Origin of the sequence: Marinicella gelatinilytica (assembly GCF_026410405.1) — a bacterium.
Taxonomy (GTDB): Bacteria; Pseudomonadota; Gammaproteobacteria; order Xanthomonadales; family Marinicellaceae; genus Marinicella; species Marinicella gelatinilytica.
Genome location: NZ_JAPMLN010000016.1, coordinates 12,390 through 32,459 on the forward strand (window position 1 = coordinate 12,390; position 20,070 = coordinate 32,459).

A 20,070-nucleotide genomic window follows, 5' to 3' on the forward strand; every position below is an offset into this window, starting at 1 on the left:
TTAATTCCGCATTATCCGTCTTGAATTAAGCACCACCAACAATGAGCTAAGCGACATACCAATGGCCGCCATCCAAGGTGCCAGCAGTCCCATCATCGCCACCGGTGTCACCGAACCATTATATAACAAGGCCCAGAATAAATTTTGCTTGATGATGCGTTGTGATTTTTTGGCGGTATTGACGGCCTGTTCAATCGGTGCCAATGAACGTCCCAAAATAATTAAGTCAGAGGCAGAATGGGCTAAATGAGCGCCTTGTTTTAAACTAATGGAGACATCTGCCTGAGATAACACCGGTGCATCATTCACACCATCACCCACCATAACACATTGATTCCCTTGTTGTTGGACCTGTTCAATGGCTTTTATTTTATCTTGGGCTTGCATATTACCTTGGTGCTTCTCGATACCCAACTGTGCCGCCCAAGCGGACACTGTATCGGCCTGGTCGCCACTGATGATGGCCAATTCGCGGTGCTGGCTTTTCAGCCATTGAATCAATACCTGCGCACCTTGTCTTGGTTTAGCTGCCAAGGCAAAAGCCGCTTCAACAGTTGTTTCACAGGCTATGTAAACCACGGTTTGTCCGGATTCTACCGGTGCCGGCTTAAGATTTTTGACACCAACAGATTGTAACCATTCAAAACTACCCATGCGCCACAAGCGACCTGAAACCGTACCCTGAACACCGCGGCCGGTTAATTCTTGGGCATCGTCAACTGCCACCGATTGGTGCTGTCGAAATGCACTGGCCAGTGGGTGATTACTGATGCGTTGTAAACCGGAAGCAATGTCTTCCAGTTGGTCGTTTTGACCATAGCGATGAATCGCTGCAACCACCAATTGATCTTCTGTGAGGGTACCGGTCTTGTCAAAGAACCAATATTGACTTCGTGGTAATTGTTGTAATGCCTCAGTGTTGTTGACCAAAACACCTTGTTGTAACAGTTTGATGCCTCCGGCGGTTAGCGCCGTCGGGGTCGCCAGTGACAAAGCACAAGGACAGGTCGCAATCAATACTGAAAGAACCACCGGCAGCACCAATTCTGGCTGGTGTTGCAAATACCAAAATCCGGTGACCACCGCCAACAATAACACCACAGCAACAAAATAGCCGGCAATGCGATCAACAGTCTGTAAGGTTTTAGGTTTTTTGCTTTGCGCCAGCTCCATCAAGTCAGCTAATTTAGCTAAAAATGTATTTTGGTTATTAACGGTGGTCTCAATGATGACTTCTTCATTAAGTAACCGCGATCCGGCATACACAGTATCACCCTTGGTTTTTTTAACCGGTGTCGATTCTCCGGTTAATAACGACTCATCAAAACGACCCTGTCCTTGTTTAATCTCACCATCGCAAGGCACCACTTGTTGTGATTTTATGAGTAGCCAATCTCCCTTCTTAACTTGATCGACCGGAATCTGCTCTGTCCGATCTTTAGCTATTCGCAAAGCGCTGACCGGAATTAAGGCATTCAGCGCCGATCGCACATCCATACCTTTGTGCTTCACCGCTGATTCCACAAACCGGCCTAATAACAAGAAAAAGATAAACATTGCCATGGAATCAAAATAGACATGACCATGATCAGTAAAACTAATATAAACACTGACAAAATAAGCGATGCTGATGGACAGTGCCACCGGCACATCCATACCCAAATGGCGGTTTGTAATATCGCGCCAAGCATTGCGGACAAAGCTTTGTCCCGCATAAAAGTAAACAACTGTGGCAATTAGCAGGCTAATTAAGCGAAAAAACTGACCGATGTCAGGATCTTGCGCCATTGACTCCGGATTATATAAAGGCACCGCCAAAGTCATGATAAACATCATGCCGAAACCGGCCACAGCGATTTGTCTGAGCTGCTTTTTACGGGCAATATCAGCTTGATGGGCGGTGTCTTGTTGGTACATCGGTCTATAACCCAAACGTGTTATCTGTGAGAACAGTTCACTAAGCGACAGCTGGGACGGATCAAACTCAACGCGCATATTTTGGGTGACACTGTTTATGTGTAAATCCTCAACACCGGGCAAATCCAGTAAAACTTTTTGAATCAGCCAGCCACAAGCACTGCAATACATGCCCTCAATTTTTATCGTGACTTGCCGAAGATTATTGCCGGTTTCTTGGGTTAAACGGTCAAAGACTGCAGGCTCATCTAAATGTGACCATGATTGGCCATCACTATCGACTTGCACACCCGGTCTTTTGCCATCACGGTATTGATAAAAATCATCGTGAGATTCATCCGCCAGAAAACGGGCCACCGCCTGACAACCGATACAACACATGGGCTGTTCAACACCATCAATGGTGGCGGTTAGACGGCAGTTGTCGGGCACCGGTTCCCCACAATGAAAACAGTGTGAGGTTGTGATAGACATTTAATCGTTTTTAAGCTGAAATTTGTTTTGCTTGGCAATCACTTGTGGGGGGTGTTGATAGGCCATGTAAACCGTATACAAACTGGCAACAACAGCGGACGCCGGTAGGGCGATGATAAACCAAACCCAGGCATGTTTATACCAAGGTGCGGGTTTGAACTCTGTGGGATTTTTACTCATTTGTCATATCCAAAATATTTAACCGTTTCGGTACTGCTATTATTGGGGTTATCAACCTCATTCACAATGACCTTAATGGTGTGAATCTTTTTATTGGCCACAGCTCTATCAGCACGAATACGGATAGGCACACTGATAAGTTCACCGGGTTCTGCCGTCAAACCATCTTCAGTTTCAAAATCAACTTTTAAGCCGTCTAAACCGGTGGCTGTTACCTGATACTGAGCAGTAACCGGACCCTTATTCATAATTTTTAAGTTATAAACATTTTCAATTCGTTTAGCATCAACAATGCGGTAAAAACTATTGCGATCAGGTATCACATTGGCATCAATGGTGCTTCGAGAAAACAGGGCATAACCAAATGCACTTAATAACAGGGTTAAAATAATGCCGTAAATAATAATACGGGGTCGAAAAACCCTTGACTCCTTGCCTGCCAAACTATTTTCAGTGGTGTAACGAATTAAACCTTTCGGCAATCCAACCGTCTCCATCACTTCATCACAGGCATCGATACAAGCTGCGCAGGCAATGCATTCATATTGTAGGCCGTCCCGTATATCAATCCCTGTCGGGCACACCTGAACACACATGGTGCAATCAATACAGTCACCGGGATTTTCCGCCTCACGTCGGGTTTTACCACGCATTCTGGGTTCACCACGGGCCACATCATAAGAAATAATGAGGGTCTCTTTATCAAACATGGCGCCTTGAAAACGGGCATAGGGACACATGTAAAGGCAGACTTGCTCACGCAGAAAACCGGCATTACCATAGGTGGCAAAGCCATAAAAGAACATCCAAAAGGTTTCCCATGGACCTAAATTCCAGGTCCAAACACCCACCGCCAATTCTTTAATCGGCGTAAAAAACCCAACAAAAGTAAAACCGGTCCACAATGCAAAGGTAATCCACATTGCCTGTTTTGCCGTTTTTCGCCAGATTTTATTAAAATTCCATGGCCCTTTATCCAGCTTCATGCGTTTATTGCGATTACCTTCGGTGAGTTGCTCCATCCAGATAAAGACTTCGGTCCAGACGGTTTGTGGGCAAGCAAAGCCACACCACAAACGACCGGCCAAAGCGGTGAAGAAAAACAGCGAGAACGCAGCTATAATGAGCATCAAAGCCAAAAAGATAAAATCTTGCGGCCACAGGGTAATACCAAAAATATAGAATCGTCGAGCCGGCAAATCAAATAACACCGCCTGATGACCACCCCAATCTAACCAAGGCAGAAAATAAAACAATCCCAGCAAAACAAAAACCGCTAATTTTCGCTTAAACTGAAAACGACCCTTGGTTTCTCTTGGATAGACTTTCTCGTGGGCTTTATAAAGTTTTAGCTCAACCGGTTTGGTTTCATTTGTTGACATATTTTATGTATTTATTCTTGCATTTATTTGTGGGCGGTTCTTTGCGCTAATTTAGTGCGAGGCATGGCCATAATAACACCACAAAATAAGCCGGTGATAAAATTAAAACCCCAAAAGAACACAAAACCTAAGGCATAGCCTTGCCAGCGACCAATGCTGATGGTGATGCTGGCAATTTCATTCAAATAAGCCGGATCAAATTGTGCAAAAAACACCACTGATTGCACCGCCGCCACCAAAAAGGAAACCCAAATAGCTATGCCTAAGCGACGATAAAAAATACGTTTAATTTGACGCTCATTAAAGTCTTTGTTGGCTGTGATTGGCTGCGTTGGCATGGTTTTATTTCCTGCTTAAAGAATAAACATAGGCGGCCACCAACTTAATACGATGCTCATCCAGCACTTCATTTTGAGGCGGCATATGACCCTGCAGTCCTTCATAAAGCGCGGTTTCGATGATTTCATGAGAACCATACAGCCAATTGTCATCGGTTAAATTAGGTGCACCGAGCATCTGATTACCTTTGCCCTCAGGACCATGACAGGCTGTACAAAACATCTGAAATTTAGGGGCACCTGCTTCTGCTAAGGCAGCATCATGTTCAATACCTGATAAGCTTCGAACATAAGCAGCCACTTGTTGCACACCTTCTTCACCCAAAGGACCTGCCCAGGGTGTCATAATGCCGGTACGGCCATTGGTGATGCTTTGTATAATGGTTTCAAACTCACCACCCCACTTCCAATCATTGTCAGTTAAGTTCGGGTAGCCGTAACCACCTTTGGCATCTGAGGCATGACATTGTGCACAATTATTGGCGTAAATACGCTGCCCGAGTAACATCGCGGTATCATCTTTAATGATTTCATCTACCGGTTTATTAATGAAGGCTGCGTAGGTTTCCTCACGCGCTTCCACCACTTCCTGGTAAGCTGCCTGGAACTCACCTAATTGCGTCCATTCTTTGGTGCCTTTGTAATTACCCATACCCGGATACAGAATTAAATAAATCACTGAAAAGATAATGGTACCGACAAACAGCCATAACCACCATCGTGGCATGGGGTTATCTAACTCAGTAATATCATCATCCCAGACGTGACCGGTGGTATTATCAGCGAGCTTATCGGTTTTTTTCTTGGCTGTTGCAAAAAGTAACCAGCAATAGGCAACGATGTGTAAAGCAACCACAATAATGACGGTCCAATGCCAAAAATTACTCATCTTTTTTCTCCTCAGTTTTTACCCGATCTTCTTCATCTAAAGCCATTTGAGACAGATCTTTAAAGGTATCTTTGTTTTTTTTACTATAAGCCCACAACACAATGCCAATAAAAATAATAAGCAATAAGGCGGTCATTAAGCCACTAATCATTGGTATCTCCGCGACACCGCTGTCCCTAAATTCTGTAGATAGGCCACCAACGCATCCAGATCTGTTTTATCCGCCAAAGCGTCAGCCACACCGGCCAAATCCTCATCACTGTAAGGATGGCCTAACATACGCAACACTTTCATGCTTTTGTATGTTTGTTCAACATCCACAGGTGTTTCGGCCAACCAAGGATAACCAGGCATATTAGATTCAGGCACCAAGGCCCGTGGATCGATTAAATGGATTTCGTGCCATTCATCTGAGTAACGACCACCCACTCGCGCCAAATCTGGCCCGGTCCGTTTTGAACCCCACTGATGGGGCCGGTCATAAACAGACTCACCGGCCAATGAATAATGACCGTAACGCAAAGTTTCATCCACAAAGGGTCGAATCTGTTGTGAATGACAGTTATAACAACCTTCAGCCACGTAGATATTTTGTCCCGCCAGTTGTAAAGCATTTCGAGGCTTCATGCCTTCCACCGGCTCAACCACACTGGCTTGTGAAAACAAGGGAATGATTTCAATGATGGCTGAGAAGCTAATTACGATTGCAATCAATACCCCTAACAGGCCGACATTTCTTTCTACTTTCTCATGCTTAATCATGCTTTTTCTCCAACCACTTCAACCATGCTTTCCTCATCTCTGACTTCACCTTTGATTGTTTTCCAGGTGTTATAAGCCTGAATAAAAATACCGACTAAGAACAAAACACCACCTAAAAATCGAATAATGTAATAGGGGTATGTGGCTTTAATACTTTCCACATGGGTATACACCAAAGAACCACTGGCATCCACTTCACGCCACATTAAACCTTGCATAACACCGGCAATCCACATGGACGCGATATACAGCACGATTCCTAAAGTCGCCACCCAGAAATGGGTATTGATTAATTGCACAGAGTACATCCGTTCTCGTCCCCAAAGTCGCGGAGTCAGTGTATACAATGAACCCATGGTCATCATGGCTACCCAGCCCAATGCACCTGAATGTACATGACCTACGGTCCAATCGGTGTAATGCGATAAGGCATTAACCGTTTTAATGGACATCATCGGCCCTTCAAAAGTACTCATGCCGTAGAACGACAACGCCACAATCATCATTTTAATAATCGGATCTGAACGTAATTTTTCCCAGGCACCGGAAATTGTCATGATGCCGTTAATCATACCGCCCCATGATGGAGCAAACAGAATCAAGGAAAACACCATGCCCAATGATTGTGCCCAATCCGGTAACGAGGTGTAATGCAAATGGTGAGGTCCGGCCCACATATAAGTCGAAATCAACGCCCAAAAGTGAACGATAGATAATCGATAGGAATACACCGGACGTTGCGCTTGCTTGGGAACGAAGTAATACATCATACCTAAGAAACCGGCAGTTAGGAAAAAGCCCACCGCATTATGACCATACCACCACTGGGTTAAGGCATCCACAGCACCGGAGAAGACAGGATAAGACAAATGCCAGTTAACCGGAATCGCCAGGTTATTAACAATGTGCAACAGAGCAATGGTAATGATAAAGGCGGCATAGAACCAGTTAGCCACATAAATATGTTTCACTTTACGGGTTGCCAGGGTACCAAAATAAACCACTGCATACATCACCCAAACGATGGTCAACAGCACATCCAATGGCCAAATCAGCTCCGCATACTCTTTACTTTGGGTGAAACCGAAAGGTAACGTAAAAACCGCACCTACAATCACCAGCTGGTATAACCAAAAGGTCAGGGTTGCTAATTTTTCAGAGAATAACTTCACCTGACAGGTTTTCATCGCCACATACAGCGAAGTACCAATCAATGCGTTACCACCAAAAGCGAAAATAACTGCGTTGGTGTGTAACGGACGTAAACGGCTGTAAGTTAACCATGGAATGTCAAAATTGAGCGCCGGCCAAGCCAACTGTGCCGCAATAAAAACCCCTACAAGCATACCAATAATGCCCCAAAAAATGGTGGCAATGGTAAACTGCTTAATTACCTTTTCATTAAATTCAGTCATGATGTTTGCTGTTTATTTCCCATTTAATTTATATGCGGAATTATAATTTCCTTCCAACAATGTTAATATTGACATTTGTCAAGTTTCCTACACTCTGCAGTATAAGACTTTCGATATGTTTAATCAAAAAACCTCAAGTGGCACCCATTTTAACCAATCTGTCAGCAATTGTGGAGACTGTGAGTTATGTACCCGCATTGTTGACAACCGACGGGTCAGAATTCAATCCAATGAAATTGCTGCCATCGAGACCATTATTGATGCCCACATTATGGTTGAAAAGGGTCAAACCGTCTATGAAAACGACCAAACCTTTCAAAATTTATATACGGTTCATTCTGGCATGTTTAAATCAGTCTACATCACCCAACAAGGCGAAGAACGGATTGTCGATATATTTATTCCCGGTCAAATTATGGGTTTTGACGGTATTCACGGCGGCAAGTATAAAACCACTGTCCGCGCCATAAGCTCGGGCTCTTACTGCGTGATTCCCTTTTATCCGCTGCAGGAATTGGCGATGAAACACCGCGACATCCAAAATCGTTTGATGAAAATGATGAGCGCTAAAATATTTCAGTTTGAGGTGACTCATTCAGAATACACAGCACAACAAAAATTGGTTGATTTTATTCAAGAAGTCTCAGACTTATATTATTCACGCGGTTTTTCTGCCAAACAATTCCCTTTCCAGATTTCGCAACGGGATTTAGCCAACTTTTTAGGCCTGGCAGAAGAAACCTTAAGCAGAACCTTCTCAAAATTAAAAAAACAAGAAATTATGGCATTAACCAATCAACAAATCACCATTTTGGATATGGCAAAATTTAAACAAATCATTGAATAAAAATAATTAACCCCAAAATTAAACAGCTGAATTTAATAGGAGACACGCTTATGAGCGACAAAATCATTACCGCCACAGACGATAACTTCGCTGAAGTTACCAACTCAGAAACACCGGTATTAATGGATTACTGGGCAGAATGGTGCGGTCCTTGCCGCATGATTGCACCGGTTTTGGAAGAGGTGGCAGAAGAACTTGACGGCCAGGTCAAAGTGGCAAAATTAAATATCGAAGACAATAAAGACACCCCGGTCAAAATGGGGATTCGTGGTATCCCTACCTTAATGGTTTTCAAAAATGGTGAAGTCATTGATCAGCATGTTGGCGCTGTATCAAAAGGTCAGTTAATGGACTTTTTAAAGAAACACATCAGCTAAAAACTGTTCAAATGCCCGAATTAATCGCTAATTCGGGCATTTTTTTAATTGTTACTGGACAGTCTAAAATTTTAATGGTAGTTTATGCAACATCCAGTCGGGCAAACCTATTCTCCCGAAAAACCATTCAATACTAATTAATAAAAAACAATACACAACGCTGCTGAACGCAGTTTAGGGATTTTACACTTTTCTACAATACGACTATAACGGCGCCCTGCCGACTAACCTATGAACCTATCTGAATTAAAACAACTACCCTCGACCAAGCTAACTGAAATTGCTGAACAAGTTGGCGTCGATACCCGCTCACGGGTCCACAAGCAAAACTTAATCTTTTCCATCCTAAAGAAGCATGCCAAAAAAGGTGATGATATTTTTGGTGACGGCGTTTTAGAGGTACTACCCGACGGATTTGGGTTTTTGCGCTCACCTGAAGGCTCGTATCAAGCCGGACCTGATGACATTTATGTCTCACCCAGCCAAATTAGACGCTTTGGGTTACGCACCGGTGATACCATTGCCGGCAAAATTAGGCCACCAAAAGACAGCGAGCGTTATTTTGCTTTATTGCAAATCAGCTCCATTAACTATGAGCCACCCGAAAACACCAAAGGTAAAATTGTTTTTGAAAACCTGACGCCTTTGTTCCCTACGGAGCAGCTTAAGCTTGAGCGTGGTGACGGATCTCGAGAAGATTTAACCACCCGAATTATTGATCTTATTTCACCCATCGGCAAAGGCCAGCGCGGACTCATCGTGTCACCGCCAAAAGCCGGTAAAACCATGATATTGCAAAATATCGCCACATCCATTGCCAAAAACAACCCGGAAGCAAAATTATTTGTGCTACTCATAGATGAGCGCCCGGAAGAAGTCACCGAAATGCAACGCACCGTTCGTGGTGAGGTGATTGCCTCAACCTTTGACGAGCCCGCCACCCGTCACGTCATGGTCGCAGATTTGGTCATTGAACGGGCCAAACGTCTGGTTGAACATAAACAAGATGTGATTATTCTTCTGGATTCCATCACCCGTTTAGCACGCGCCTACAACACAGTAACACCGGCATCCGGCAAAATCCTCACCGGGGGTGTCGATGCCAATGCTTTACACAGACCGAAAAAATTCTTTGGCGCAGCACGAAATGTCGAAGAAGGCGGTAGCTTGACCATTTTGGCCACCGGCTTGGTTGAAACCGGCTCTAAAATGGACGAAGTTATTTTTGAAGAATTTAAAGGCACCGGTAACATGGAAGTCCACTTGGATCGTCGCGCAGCAGAAAAACGACTTTGGCCGGCCTTAAACATTAATAAATCAGGCACACGCCGTGAGGAATTAATTGTGGATCCGGAATTTTTACAAAAAGCCTGGATCTTACGCAAAATCCTCAATCCAATGGATGATATACAGGCCATTGAGTTCTTGTTGGAAAAACTGAAAGACACCAAAACCAACGAAGAATTCTTTACCTCCATGAAACGGTAATTGTCTTGTGCGACATCATATTTAACCATTGATGTCGCTAATTCTTCAGGGTCATGGTTTATAATTTCAATTGTATGATGACCAGATTCAAGCCATGACCCAAGCCCTGAATATTATTTATAATGTCGATGCCATCAGTCATCCGTTAACGGGTATTGGTCGCTACACCCATCAACTGGGTTTGCAACTGCAAAATCAGCCGCTAATAAAAGACTTAAAACTCTACTCGGGTGGCCGCTGGCCCTCTGATTTTGAATCATTGGCTGATAATAATCGCTGGCTGGCCAGAGCCCGTCGTTTTATACCCATGAAAAGCTTGGCATTGCGCGTTTATCATGCGCAGCGCAGTCGTGGCTTACAACGTTTGGCCACTTCTTTAAATGACTATGTATTGCACAGTCCTAATTTTATTTTAATGCCCTTTGATGGGCCATCAGTGGCCACCATTCACGACTTAAGTCATGTCCATTACCGTCAAACCCAACCCAGATATCGATTACAGTTTTTAGACCGCGAAATTCCGAAAACGCTGGCCCGGGCAAACCACATTATCACCGTATCTGAAAGTGTAAAATCAGAATTAATAAGCACCTATGGCTTATCTGAAGATCAAATCAGCGTGACTTATTTAGGCGTCGATCGGCGCTTTAAACCGTTACCGGTAGTCGATTGCCAAGAAGTCTTAACCACTTTTGACCTCAACCATCGGCACTATTTTTTGGCTGTGGCCACCCGTGAACCACGAAAAAATCTGATACGTCTGATTCAGGCCTATGCCGGCCTGCCCGCCCAGATAAAAAAACAATACCCTTTGGTGTTGGTGGGTGACCGCGGCTGGCTGAATCATGAACTTAATCAATTAATCAAACAACATCAACAACACATTCGCTTAACCGGTTACCTTGATCAATCCCAGTTGCATCAGTTATATACCGGCGCCACCATGACCTTAATGCCATCTTTGTATGAGGGTTTTGGTTTGCCGATTATTGAATCCATGGCTTGTGGCACACCGGTGATGACCTCCGATGTCGGCGCCATGCAAGAAGTCGCAGGTGGTCATGCATTGTTATGCTGTCCCTTAGAAGTTGATGATATACAAGACAAGTTACAATGGGCGATCGACAACCCAAAATGGCGCCAGCAAGCCGCTGTTAATGGCTTAAACCACAGCCAACAATTCAGCTGGCAAAATTGTGCTGAAGCAACCATCAAGGCTTATGAAAAAGCCCTTCAATAAATAAATTACTCACCCAACTGCTCAGCCAATTCTAACCATTCCGCTTCAACCTCATCCAGCTGGCTTTGATTGGCCTTCGATGCCGCCAACAGATGCTGTAATTTATCAGTCTGATCAGCCTGGTATAAACCTTCGTCATTCAATTCATCGGCCAATTGTTTCTTCTTTTGCGTTAAAAGTTGTAACTGCTTGTCCAGTTTCTGCAGTCGATTTCTTTGGGCTTTCAGCTGCTTACGATTGGCCTGATGGGCTTGACCCTGACTGGAGCCGGTTTCAGCTGTATTTTTTGTTGCTGACGTTTTATCGTTATCATGCGCCCGTAATTCGGCCTTAATGTGTTTTTGATAGGCTTGTAAATCACCGGCAAAATGGTGCACATCACCGGCGTGCACATACCACAAATCATCCACCACACTGTCAATCAAATGTTGGTCATGGGAGACCAGAATCACGGCACCCTGATAGTCCTGTAATGCCAGAGAGATGGCTTCGCGCATATTCAAATCCAAATGGTTGGTGGGTTCATCCAATAACAACAAATCCGGCCGTTGATAGACAATCAAAGACAAGGCTAACCGCGCTTTTTCACCGCCTGAAAAAGGCGCAATCGCACAATCAGCCCGCTCACCGCGAAAACCAAAACCACCGAGAAAATTCAACAAATCCTGAGTGGTGGCGTTGTTATCCACCGCCTGTAAATGATTCAGCGCACTGCTGTCTTTATCTAACTGTTCAAGCTGATGCTGAGCAAAATAACCAATGGATAAATCTTTGGCTGTTATCCGTTCGCCGCCGGCCAAAGCCTTTTCACCGGCCAATGCCTTAATTAAGGTGGATTTACCGGCACCATTGCGACCCAGTAAACCGATGCGATCACCGGCAGCGATGGCAAAGTCCAGGCCCTCAAAGATAAGATGATCGCCATAACCTATATCTGCCCGGTTCAGTGAAACCACCTGATGGGCTAAATTTTGACATGGAAAAAACCGAAAACTAAAGGGATTATCACTTTGCACCGCCGCGACTTTCTCCATGCGCTCTAATGCCTTTAAGCGACTTTGTGCCTGTTTCGCCTTACTGGCTTTATATCGAAAGCGCTCCACATAAGAATGCATATGCGCCATCACTTGTTGCTGTTTTTCATGCTGCGCCTGTTGTGCCGCCAATCGCTCGGCACGAATCACTTCAAAATCAGAATAGTTACCGCTGTATAAAGTCAGCTGATTGTGCTCAATATGCAAAATATGATTCACCACCGCATCCAGAAAATCCCGGTCATGGGCAATCACTAAAAGCGTCCCTTGGTACTGTTTTAACCAGTCAATCAACCACACCACCGCTTCTAAATCCAAGTGGTTAGTGGGCTCATCCAATAGTAATAAATCTGAACGACACATCAACGCCTGCGCCAGATTTAATCGCATACGCCAACCGCCTGAAAATGATTCCACCGGATTGTTCACCTCATCGGCTGAAAACCCCAGTCCATGCAGCATTTGTGAAGCCCGCGCCGGCGCTGAAAACCCGCCGATATGCTCCATTTGGGCATACAATTCACCCAACTGCTCATGCTGTTCACTCGCGGTGGCCTCTGCAATCGATTGTTCAATTTCCCGATAGTGCGCATCACCATCCAACACATAATCCAAAGCCGAACATTCCAAAGCCGGTGTTTCCTGCTTCACATGGGCCAACTGCCAATTTTTAGGTAATTCACAAGAACCACTGTCCGGCTGTAACTGACCACGAAATAAAGTAAATAAAGACGATTTACCGGTGCCATTGGCGCCGGTTAAACCCACCTTTTGACCGGGAAAAATGCTGACATCGGCCTCGTCGAACAACAACAAAGCACCACGCCGTAAGCTCATATTGGATAGTTTAATCATGGTCGGGCATTGTGCGGTAAAGAAGCCTCAAAATCAATTAAGAACTATGCGGGAATCTGTTCTTTCGTCTGTCATTCTCGGGCCAGGTAACTACCGCATCCTGCTAACGTTACAGACTTACGTCGTGTAAGCCACCCGAGAATCTCATCACAAAACGAAATACAAATAATCACATGAACTTCGACAAACATTAACTTATAATCAACTTATGGACACTTTGCCTCTGATTCAATCCACTTTGCTTGGGCTGATATTTATCAGTATCAGCGTCGGTTTTTACGCCCTCATAACAACGCTTAAAAACATCCAAAAACAGCAACACCAATTAAACCAAAGCCTCGAAGACATCGCCCGCTCGCAACGCATCCTCGCCAACAACCCCAAAGATTTCGAAGAAACCAAGCGCATTAACCAATTAAAACGGAACTAACACCAGAAAACCGCTTATGAAACAAACAACCTATCTTCTTTCTTTTATCTTTATTAGCTTATTTTTGTCCAGTGCTGTCCATGCCAAAACTGAGTATAAAGTTAACTACAACTATTTTGGCGAATCATTAACTGATCAAAAATCACTCACTCAGTTAAAACAAGACACACAAGGCGATGGTGTTATAAAAGGCCGGCTTGTAGATCGTGATAGCGGCAATCTATTAAGTGAAGACATCAAATTTTATGTTGTTTTATACAAGCAGCACCCCCGATTTGGTAGTTGGGATGCCGTTGATTCTGTGGATTCGGGCCAGGGTCAAGATTATGAATTTACCGGATTAGAAGTCGGCGAATATGCTGTCGTGATAGGCTGGAAATATCCCGATTTTGAAAATCCAAATTATGAAACGGCTTTTTTAACCACAATATGGACGCCAACAGGTGGTGAGTCATGTGATCACTGTGAGCCTTTAAAACAACAAGCCATATCATTAACTGAATCAAATCCACAAACTCAAGCCGATTTCATGTTAGATAAGGCCGCCGTATTGGAAGTCGATTTATATACACCGGATTCAGAAGAATTAACGGGCTATCCATATATATACAGTTTAGACGAACTGGGCATTAAACGTCCTAAAAGATTTACCGTCACTAAAGTGAATTTTGATCCTTTTGGAACAACAACCTATACAAATAAAGCCGTATTCTTATTACCCGAAGGAGATTACCGTATTTATGCCGAACAAGCACAATACCATGGGTTTATATACGGCGAATCTGAATCATGCAGGCATTGTGAGTTCAAAGTTCGGTCCGGAGCCGGACAAACACTTTCACTCAGCAAAGACCAACCAAAATTGGCCGAAATAACCTTTAAAAGGATATCAGGTGGCTTTAAAGGTTTAATCAAAGACATCGAGAGGTCGTTTATTCAGATTATGGATTTCAATAAGAGTGGAAACCCGTATGACTATTATACAAAAAGTAACGATAATCCGGATTCAGACTACCCTTTAGAGCTCAATGTAACGAATTTAGCCAGCGGTTATTACATGTTACAGTTTTCAAATTATCCTAATATTTATAGCGACCCTTTAAATGATCCAAACTACTATGCCTATTCAAGCCTATATGGTGGTGATTACTGTGATCACCCTCATTGCGACTTTGACAATGTAACCCCGATATTGGTACGCAAACATCAAACCACGCAACTTAGACCCCATGACAACAAACCCACCGGTGGTATGCTAATTGGCCGTACTTATGATCCTCACACACCAGATGGATATTTAATAAGTGATGTCATTTCAGATAACCCAAACGCTTCTCCCTCATTTTATACGTCTAATTGGCTCTCTATCTATAACGAAAACAAGGAACTGATTACCACCAATATCACTTCAGGACCCTTTCAGTATAATTTACCCGCTGGTCACTACTATTTAAAAACCGGTCACGGCAAATTCGGATTTACAAATCGCTACTATGCCAGCACACTCTACCCCAACGTGGACTGTGCGGGTCGGTACTGTGATTTTTCTCAAGGCACACTGGTAGAAGTGAAAGACGATGAGGACACCATTATTGATGATATAGCCTTAAAACGAGGCCAAGGCATTAAAGGTCAAGTCACAGACAAGCAAACTGGCCAGGGCTTAAGCGGCATTAGAGTGGAAGTACTCGACAGTGACCAACATTTAGTTAGTAGCGCATTGACGTCTGTTGATGGTTACTACAGCCATTGGGGATTGTTACCCGGAAAATACTATTTACGCACTCAAAACGGCAGCAAATATCTCAATAAAAGGTATAACATTAACAAAGCCTACACGGGCGGTTATATAAATCAACTATACCCCGACACAACTTGTCTCAATAACCAATGTGATTTCAGCCAGGGAACAGCCATAACCATTACACATGAGGATATTGATCATATTGACTTTAATCTTGTCGCAGGAGAACAACTATCCGGCACAGTCCTTGATATAAATTCCGGGGCGCCTTTATACAAAAAACGCATTAAAGTCTACCAGACCGACGGCACCCAAGTAGGCAATCATCTCACCGATCAACTCGGTGCTTTTACCACGTCTGCACTATTACCCGGTGATTATAAAATCCTGGTGGATGGCGGTTATTTATATTTGGATAAGGCCGTTGGTAACGATGACAAAGACTGCTTATTTGAAGTTTGTGAATTATCCGATGCGCAAACCATCACTTTGCCGTCCGAACCGTTGGATATCCAACTCACCCATAAAAAAGATGTTTTACCGCACTACACCGGTATGTGGTTTAACCCGGAGGAATCCGGCCATGGTCTGCAGTTTGAGGTCCTCGACCATGATAATGCAGCGATTTTATATGTCACCTGGTTTGCGCATGTGGATGGCGAGCCCATGTGGTTGACCGGTTCCGGACCTTTGCTCGGTGATCGTGCTTTTGTAGACTTGATTATCACCGATGGCCAAGATTTTCCGGCCAGTATGAATGCCAAAATTTGGGGCGAACTGCGGGTTAAATTTGATGATTTGAACCACGCCTCGATGAGCTGGCAGCCTTTACTGGAAGGCTTTGAATCGGGCGAACTTGAGTTTGAACGCCTCACCATTGCCACCATTCCGGAACAAGGTGAAGCTTTTTATACTGAAAACACCAACCTGGATGCCTGTGTAACCGGCTCTTATTATGACCCCAAACGCAGCGGTGAAGGCATCCAGATTACCGCCTTGGGTAACCCGAGTAACCATTTGTCTTTTAACTGGTACACTTATTTAGGCGATAAACAATTCTGGTTCACCGGCCAGGGCGACTTTAACCAAGATACTGTTGATTCACTGGCTTATTACACCACAGGCGTTAATTTCACTCCCGATTTCGATCCAAACCAAGTCGAGCTTATTGACTGGGGCAATGTCACCATCCGAAAAATACCACAAGATAATCTTGAAGTGACTTTTACACCAAACGCAGCGCACAGTGATTTTGAGCAAAGAACAGTTCAGCTCATTAGAAACAGCTCGCCTTTCCCGGTAGAATGTGGCTTTCATTAACCGAGGATTATTAATTATCAAAAACCTACGGCTTAATCCTAAACACCACATTAACCTCTTGGTGTAAAACGATATGACTTGGTACCAGCATTTTTGAAAAACTTTTAGGTGGTATCCGTCGATAGGATGTTTTGGGTGAAATACGATAGCGAATATCATATATTTCAAAGCTTTGATCTTCCGCAACAGCTTGTACACCGGCAAGCTCGACACCCAATGCTTCGGCCATACTCTCTGCTCGATGGCGAGCATCTTTACCGGCTGTCAGCATAAGCTCATGAGTCAATGCTTGCTTATTATTAACATCGAATTCCGTGTCTATTTCCGCGACGTTATCAATTGCCACCAACTGAACCATCATATTTTGATAGTTTGATAATTCACTGAGTCGAATTACGATATTGCGTTTGACTTCATAACCTTTGGTGGCCAGCTTATTGTGATTATCATCGCGATCTCGAATGGTTTCTTTCAGAAAGTTAGAAGCTTCCAAAGCATCTTCATTGACGTCGCTATCAGCTAATATTTTTATGATTTTATCCGTGGCATTATTGACGTCTTGCAAAGCATCATCAGAACTTCCACGGTACGAAAATAATTCGATATCAATTTTTGCTAACATCGGCTTGACATTTTTTTCAGCCATGCCGTGGGCAATCAGATAAGGCGGGTGACTGTTTTCGGCGTTAATCACGCCAGTCATTAATAAAAGAATTAAAAAACCCATACGCTGCATCATAATTTTCTCCTGAGATATTCAGTTATCATATCGCAATCTGCACAAAATCGTATATAGCACTTAACCATTTGAACTGTTTTTTGTGTACTTAGAGACTTTTGCATTAATCATGAATCGAGTTAAAAACCATAAAATTCCACCACTCTGCGTTAGAAAACTAGCTAATAACGGCGTATTAGACTGCGTTTCCTGCCTTGATTGGTGAAATTTTAGTATTTTTTCCACCGGCTCAGATTTATGCAAAGGTCTCACTTAATTTTTTAAATTCATGTCATGGTGGATTTTGGATTATTCTAAAAGACCGGATTATTGGTGATACAATTCTTCTTTACATGTAAAAACTAACATTGAGCTTTGCCGAATTCTAAAATCGATTTGAATAAACCGCTGCGTATTCAGTTACCCAGTTTAATGAGCGTGATCATAACCCTGGCTATCGGCCTGGTTGTTGGTTATCTGGGACCGTTTGGCAGTTATGAAATGCCACTGCTAAACAGACTGCTTTATTGGGTGATTTTAATCGGCGGGGGACATATTATTTTTGCACAGACAGATAAAGTTTGTCATTATTTTTTAGATGCGAATAGAACCAACCCGATTTTAACACTGGTGACTTCATCACTGGTGGGTGCTTTATTTTTGTCTTTTTTTGTGGAATTAATATCCCACTATTTTTTTGGCTTAAACTTTCGATTTCCGGAAAATTTTCTGTTTTTCTATCCCAAGGTGCTGGCATTAAGTCTGGTGATTAATGTTGTGGGGTTTTTGTTATCCTCACCCTTAAGTCAAATACCTGAGGTTAACTCAACGGCACAACAGCAACCGGGGCAACTGTTCCTGAAACGGATTCCCCATAAATTAGGCAATGAGTTGGTTTGTTTCACCATGGAAGACCATTATTTACATGTCTTTACCACAAAAGGTGACCACATGATGTTGTTGCGCATGAAAGATGCCTTAATGGAACTTAAGGATTATCCCGGTTTCCAGGTACATCGTTCCTGGTGGGTGGCCACCGATGCCATTGTCGAGGTGCATAAACAACCCAGAAAAGCCGTGTTAACACTAAAAAACGATTTACAAGTTCCGGTTTCACAGAAGTATTTATCACAACTCAAAAAGCACGCATTGATCTAAACACGCTGCGGTTTGAAATTCCCATGAAATCCCAGAGGGATATGAAACGGCAGCCAGGCTCTGGCAATCGGCCCTGCACTTAAATTCTCGGCTTTAAATAAAGAAACACAGGATCTTTTCGATGGCCAGTGTAAGGCTGTACCCAGTAACCAGCCATTGGATTGGGCTTTTTGGCCCTGTTCTACCACAATATGTTCTTCAACCAGATAGTCACGTCCATAATCAAATAAATCAATATGACCTGTTTCCAGATTCACCGAGCGGATTGAATGCATTGTCTCAGCATCAGGATGGCCACTGGTTGTGAATACCTTGGTGTTTTTCAAACCAGTTAATGACGGGTATATTCTTGGAAATTCACTCAACCCGTCAAAAAACGCTTGTTTAGTTTGACCATTTGGATGAATCGAAAACACAACGGTCTGGCTCAATGACTGTTTGTTTGGGCTGGTTTGACCGGCCATGACATCACCCAATACAGTCATAACATTAAAGTCAGGATAACGGCAACCATCAAATTTCAGGGTGCCGTCTTTTTCCTCCCAGGCGTTTCCAAAATGAAACATAAAACAGGCCGGAAATTCATGTGCGGACTTCACTTGAAGGTTGTTCTTATCCACCACCAACACGCGCATGGCTTGGTTTTTGTCGAACTTTTGTTGTTGCATAAAACTTCCGGCATTCACATCAATACTTAAGGGAGGCAATATAAACAACAGGTGGTTTTTAGTGATTAAGAAATCATGCAAAATGGCATGATAACCACTGTCAATCAGGCCATATTTTTTTAATTGACCCCTGGCATTTAACTGGTAAATAATGATTTGACCACTGCCATAATCTAAACCGAAATTCCATATGGTACCGTCCGCTTCCACTTTCGGATGGGCTGAAAACGGCATGCCTTTAAGCTGATCATTTAAACCGATAACACCACTTGTTTCTAAGGTGTCGGGATTCACGCCATAGGCCGAACCTGCCTCCCATAAGGCCCAAAGCTCATCACCCACCGGCAGGATATTTGTGTTGGCCGGATTAATGGTGTCCGCACTACTTATGGGCAGTGGATTCGGGATGCCGATGTCACTGAAATCATATAAAAAGCGATCGGCTGCTTGCTCGGTTTTAAATTTGTGGGTTTGCACAAATTTGTTTCTAAAACTCACCTGGCCCTGTTTAAAGGTAAATGCTTGTATCATGCCGTCACCTTCAAACAAGTGCCCATAGCGAATTGCATTGCGCTCAAACAAGGCCGGACCATTTCGAAATAACCGGCCATTAAAATCAGCCGGGAACTGACCTTCAATTTCCAATTGATCCACCACCCGTTCCTGCGTGTAATTCTGATAACCCAGTAACTCAGGGTTTTTCTGCAGCGCCTGCCGAAATAACTCAAAGGTGCTTGTGGCTGTATCACCCAAAGCCAACAGCGACTTAGGCACCAAACCCATGGCACTTATCAGACCAAGTTGCGATATAAATTGTCTTCTGTTCATGGAAAT

General features: G+C 43.6%; 17 protein-coding genes and 1 pseudogene. 7 read left to right on the forward strand and 11 right to left on the reverse strand.

Annotated features, from left to right (window positions below; genetic code table 11):
- The 8 genes from OS173_RS10745 to ccoN are packed head-to-tail and all read right to left on the reverse strand — an operon-like array spanning position 1 to position 7,357.
- Positions 1-2,391 (reverse strand): heavy metal translocating P-type ATPase, encoded by a 2,391-nt coding sequence (locus OS173_RS10745; protein ID WP_267184289.1) that lies wholly within the window; start codon positions 2,389-2,391, stop codon positions 1-3.
- Positions 2,392-2,571, reverse strand: a complete 180-nt coding sequence (locus OS173_RS10750) for a FixH family protein (protein WP_267184290.1) — start codon at positions 2,569-2,571, stop codon at positions 2,392-2,394. It abuts the gene before it with no gap.
- Complete coding sequence (ccoG, locus tag OS173_RS10755; protein ID WP_267184291.1) at positions 2,568-3,953, reverse strand: cytochrome c oxidase accessory protein CcoG; 1,386 nt, start codon at positions 3,951-3,953, stop codon at positions 2,568-2,570. Before ccoG ends, OS173_RS10750 begins: the two co-directional genes overlap by 4 nt.
- Positions 3,954-3,976: 23 nt before the next feature.
- Entirely contained in the window at positions 3,977-4,291 is a 315-nt protein-coding gene (locus OS173_RS10760; RefSeq protein WP_267184292.1) for a hypothetical protein, read from the reverse strand.
- Between the two features lie 4 nt (positions 4,292-4,295).
- Positions 4,296-5,180 carry a cytochrome-c oxidase, cbb3-type subunit III gene (ccoP, locus tag OS173_RS10765; RefSeq protein ID WP_267184293.1) on the reverse strand — a complete coding sequence of 295 codons (885 nt, stop codon included), beginning with the start codon at positions 5,178-5,180 and terminating at the stop codon, positions 4,296-4,298.
- Positions 5,173-5,331 carry a cbb3-type cytochrome oxidase subunit 3 gene (locus OS173_RS10770; RefSeq protein WP_267184294.1) on the reverse strand — a complete coding sequence of 53 codons (159 nt, stop codon included), beginning with the start codon at positions 5,329-5,331 and terminating at the stop codon, positions 5,173-5,175. The genes ccoP and OS173_RS10770 overlap by 8 nt, the downstream gene beginning before the upstream one ends.
- Positions 5,328-5,942: a cytochrome-c oxidase, cbb3-type subunit II gene (gene ccoO, locus OS173_RS10775; RefSeq protein WP_456085714.1), complete on the reverse strand. Its 615-nt coding sequence runs from the start codon at positions 5,940-5,942 to the stop codon at positions 5,328-5,330. Before ccoO ends, OS173_RS10770 begins: the two co-directional genes overlap by 4 nt.
- Positions 5,939-7,357, reverse strand: coding sequence for a cytochrome-c oxidase, cbb3-type subunit I (gene ccoN, locus OS173_RS10780; RefSeq protein WP_267184295.1), 1,419 nt, complete (start codon positions 7,355-7,357; stop codon positions 5,939-5,941). The genes ccoO and ccoN overlap by 4 nt, the downstream gene beginning before the upstream one ends.
- A gap of 115 nt (positions 7,358-7,472) precedes the next feature.
- Here ccoN and OS173_RS10785 point away from each other — a divergent pair, with 115 nt between their 5' ends.
- The 4 genes and pseudogenes from OS173_RS10785 (at position 7,473) to OS173_RS10800 (ending at position 11,309) form a co-directional block, all read left to right on the forward strand.
- Positions 7,473-8,204: a helix-turn-helix domain-containing protein gene (locus OS173_RS10785; RefSeq protein ID WP_267184296.1), complete on the forward strand. Its 732-nt coding sequence runs from the start codon at positions 7,473-7,475 to the stop codon at positions 8,202-8,204.
- A gap of 50 nt (positions 8,205-8,254) precedes the next feature.
- Positions 8,255-8,581 (forward strand): thioredoxin TrxA, encoded by a 327-nt coding sequence (gene trxA / locus OS173_RS10790; RefSeq protein ID WP_267184297.1) that lies wholly within the window; start codon positions 8,255-8,257, stop codon positions 8,579-8,581.
- A gap of 234 nt (positions 8,582-8,815) precedes the next feature.
- A pseudogene (rho, locus tag OS173_RS10795) lies at positions 8,816-10,069 on the forward strand (transcription termination factor Rho); the annotation flags it as partial.
- A 94-nt stretch (positions 10,070-10,163) separates the two neighbouring features.
- Positions 10,164-11,309 carry a glycosyltransferase family 4 protein gene (locus OS173_RS10800; RefSeq protein ID WP_267184299.1) on the forward strand — a complete coding sequence of 382 codons (1,146 nt, stop codon included), beginning with the start codon at positions 10,164-10,166 and terminating at the stop codon, positions 11,307-11,309.
- Positions 11,310-11,314: 5 nt separating this feature from the next.
- Here OS173_RS10800 and OS173_RS10805 read toward each other — a convergent pair whose 3' ends face one another.
- Positions 11,315-13,198 (reverse strand): ATP-binding cassette domain-containing protein, encoded by a 1,884-nt coding sequence (locus OS173_RS10805; protein WP_267184300.1) that lies wholly within the window; start codon positions 13,196-13,198, stop codon positions 11,315-11,317.
- A 208-nt stretch (positions 13,199-13,406) separates the two neighbouring features.
- On the opposite strand from OS173_RS10805, the gene OS173_RS10810 reads away from it, so the two are divergent.
- Together OS173_RS10810 and OS173_RS10815 are read left to right on the forward strand one after the other, a co-directional pair.
- Entirely contained in the window at positions 13,407-13,628 is a 222-nt protein-coding gene (locus OS173_RS10810) for a hypothetical protein (RefSeq protein ID WP_267184301.1), read from the forward strand.
- Positions 13,629-13,644: 16 nt separating this feature from the next.
- A complete protein-coding gene (locus OS173_RS10815; protein ID WP_267184302.1) occupies positions 13,645-16,692 on the forward strand; it encodes an MSCRAMM family protein in 3,048 nt (1,015 codons plus the stop codon).
- Between the two features lie 25 nt (positions 16,693-16,717).
- On the opposite strand, the gene OS173_RS10820 is transcribed toward OS173_RS10815, so the two are convergent.
- Positions 16,718-17,431, reverse strand: a complete 714-nt coding sequence (locus OS173_RS10820) for an SIMPL domain-containing protein (RefSeq protein ID WP_267184303.1) — start codon at positions 17,429-17,431, stop codon at positions 16,718-16,720.
- A 411-nt stretch (positions 17,432-17,842) separates the two neighbouring features.
- On the opposite strand from OS173_RS10820, the gene OS173_RS10825 reads away from it, so the two are divergent.
- The gene (locus OS173_RS10825; protein ID WP_267184304.1) at positions 17,843-18,568 is read left to right on the forward strand and encodes a LytTR family DNA-binding domain-containing protein; all 726 of its coding nucleotides are present in this window, start codon (positions 17,843-17,845) and stop codon (positions 18,566-18,568) included.
- Here the strand turns inward: OS173_RS10825 and OS173_RS10830 are convergent.
- Entirely contained in the window at positions 18,565-20,064 is a 1,500-nt protein-coding gene (locus tag OS173_RS10830) for a carotenoid oxygenase family protein (protein ID WP_267184305.1), read from the reverse strand. The genes OS173_RS10825 and OS173_RS10830 overlap by 4 nt on opposite strands.
- Positions 20,065-20,070: the final 6 nt, after the last annotated feature.